This is a genomic window from Kitasatospora sp. NPDC059088 (assembly GCF_042738155.1).
Taxonomy (GTDB): domain Bacteria; phylum Actinomycetota; class Actinomycetes; order Streptomycetales; family Streptomycetaceae; genus Kitasatospora.
In genome coordinates this window covers 1-2,758 of the sequence record NZ_JBHYGR010000279.1, presented here as the reverse complement: position 1 = coordinate 2,758, position 2,758 = coordinate 1, and the positions used below count along the sequence as shown (strand labels likewise).

The window sequence follows — 2,758 nt, the reverse complement described above, 5'->3', positions numbered from 1 at the left end:
TCACCTCCCGCCTGCGCACCGAACTCGGCCACGAACTCCCCGTCCGCGCCCTCTTCGAGACCCCCACCATCGCCCAACTCGCCACCACCCTCGGCACGTCGGCAGCGGTCGACACCACGGCCGTCCGCCGCGCGGAACGACCGGCCGCCGTCCCGCTGTCGTACGCCCAGGAACGCCTCTGGTTCCTCGACCGGATGGACCCCGACGGCAACGCCTACACCGTCCCCATCGCGCTGCACCTGTTCGGTGCGCTCGACCCGGCAGCCCTGGAACAGGCGCTGCAGCAGCTCGCAGCCCGGCACGAGATCCTGCGCACCCGGTTCGCCGAGGGAGCGGACTCGGCACCCGCCCAGGTGATCGAGCCCACCGGCTCCCTGCCGCTCGTCCAGGTGGACGCCGGCGACTGGGACGACGTCGACCTCGTGGCAGCACTGCACCAGGAAGCGAGCCGGCCCTTCGACCTCGCGCACGGGCCGCTCGCCCGCGCGCACCTGTTCCGCCTCGACCCGCAGCAGCACGTGCTCCTGCTCTCGATGCACCACATCGTCACCGACGGCTGGTCCTACCGCATCGTCGCCAGGGAACTCGACGAGCTCTACGCGGCCCTCCGCGAGCGACGGCCCAGCCGGCTGACCGAACCCGCCCTCCAGTACGCCGACTACGCGATCTGGGAGCGCTCCTGGCTCCAGGGCGAGCTGGTCGAGGGGCAGGCGGCCTACTGGCGGGAGCAACTCGCCGGGCTGGAGCCGCTGGAGCTGCCCACCGACCGCCCCCGCCCCGCCGTCCGCAGCAGCCGAGGCGCCACCCACACCCTCACCCTGCCGGACGACCTCACCACCGCCCTGCACAAACTCGGCCAGGACCACGGCGTCACCACCTTCATGACCCTGATGGCCACCTACCAGATCCTCCTCCGCACCTACACCGGCCACCACGACATCGCCGTCGGCACCCCCGTCGCCAACCGCAACCGCTCCGAAACCGAAGACCTCATCGGCTTCTTCGTCAACACCCTCGTCCTCCGCGCCGACCTCACCGGCAACCCCACCCTCCGCGAAGTCCTCAACCGGACCCGGGACACCGCCCTCAACGCCTACGCCCACCAGGACCTCCCCTTCGAACGCCTGGTCTCCGAACTCGCCCCCCAACGCGACCTCAGCCGCACCCCCCTCTTCCAGACCATGCTCACCGTCCACGGCTCGACCACGGACATCTCCCACTGCTGGCAACTGGCAGGACTGGACGTCCAGACGCTTCCGCTGGACGACACGGTCGCGAAGTTCGACCTGACCGTCAGCGCGACCGAGGCCGGCCCCGAGCTGACGATCGACTTCACCTACAGCACCGACCTGTTCGACGCGGCGACCATCGAGCGACTGGCCACCCACTTCCAGCACCTGCTCACCGCCGTCACCACCGACCCCGACGCGCGGTTGGACGACCTCGACCTCCTCAGCCCGGACGAGCGCCGCCGCATCCTGCACGAGTGGAACGACACCACCGCGCCCTACCCCCACGACCGCACCGTCCACCAACTGGTGGAACAGCACGCCCGGTTGCGGCCGGAGGCCATCGCTCTCGTCCAGGGCGAACGACTGTTCAGCTACCGCGAGCTCAACGAGCGTGCCAACCAACTCGCCCACCGACTCCGGGAATCCGGCGTCCACCCCGACACCACCGTCGGCATCTGCGCCGAACGCAGCCCCGAACTCGTCATCGGCCTGCTCGCCGTCCTCAAAGCCGGCGCCGCCTACCTCCCGCTCGACCCCACCCACCCCACCGAACGCCTCACCCACCTCCTGACCTCCACCGGCACCGCCGTCGTCCTCCACCACCCCCACCAGGCCGTCCTGGCAGCCACCCTCGGCGGCACCCTCCTCGCCCTGGACGACCCGACGACCGCCGGGCACCCGACCACCGATCCCGATCCCGTCGCCCACCCCGGCAGTCTCGCCTTCGTCCTCCACACCTCGGGATCCACCGGCACCCCCAAGGGCGTCCAGATCACCCACCAGGCTGTCCTACGCCTCACCCACAACACCCGCATCACCGACACCACCCCCGACGACGTCTTCCTCCACCTCAACTCCATCGCCTTCGACGCCTCCAGCTACGAGATCTGGACCCCCCTCACCACCGGCGCCACCCTCGCCATCGCCGCCCCGGGCCGCACCACCACCGAAACCGCCACCCACGACATCCACACCCACCGACCCACCGTCCTCCTCCTCACCACCGCCCTCTTCCACACCCTGGTGGAGGAGTCCTCGCAGGCGCTGGCCGGGGTCCGGCACGTCCTGACGGGCGGCGAGGCCCTGTCGGCCACCCACGTTCGAACGTTCCTGGAGCTCCACCCCGGCTCGGCCGTCGTCAACGTCTACGGGCCCACCGAGAGCACCACCATGGCCACGTGCTTCACCTGTCGGCCGGGGTCGTGGGAGGGTCCGGTACCGATCGGGCGGCCGATCGACAACACCCGCATCCACGTCCTCGACCCGGCCGGGCGTCCCGTCCCGATCGGCGTCACCGGCGAGCTGTACCTCGGCGGCGACGGCCTGGCCCGTGGCTACCACCACCAACCGGCGCTCACCGCTGACCGGTTCGTCCCCGACCCCTTCACCCCGGGCGCCCGCCTCTACCGCACCGGCGACCTCGCCCGCTATCGCCCCGACGGCACCCTCGACTTCCTCGGCCGCACCGACGACCAAGTCAAGATCCGCGGCCACCGCATCGAACCCGGCGAGATCGACGCCCGGCT

1 protein-coding gene is annotated in these 2,758 nt (G+C 71.0%); it reads left to right on the top strand.

Features of this window, described 5'->3' with window-relative positions:
- Positions 1-2,758, top strand: a 2,758-nt coding sequence (locus tag ACFWXO_RS45275; protein ID WP_380533095.1) for an amino acid adenylation domain-containing protein, incomplete at both ends; no start/stop codon positions are given.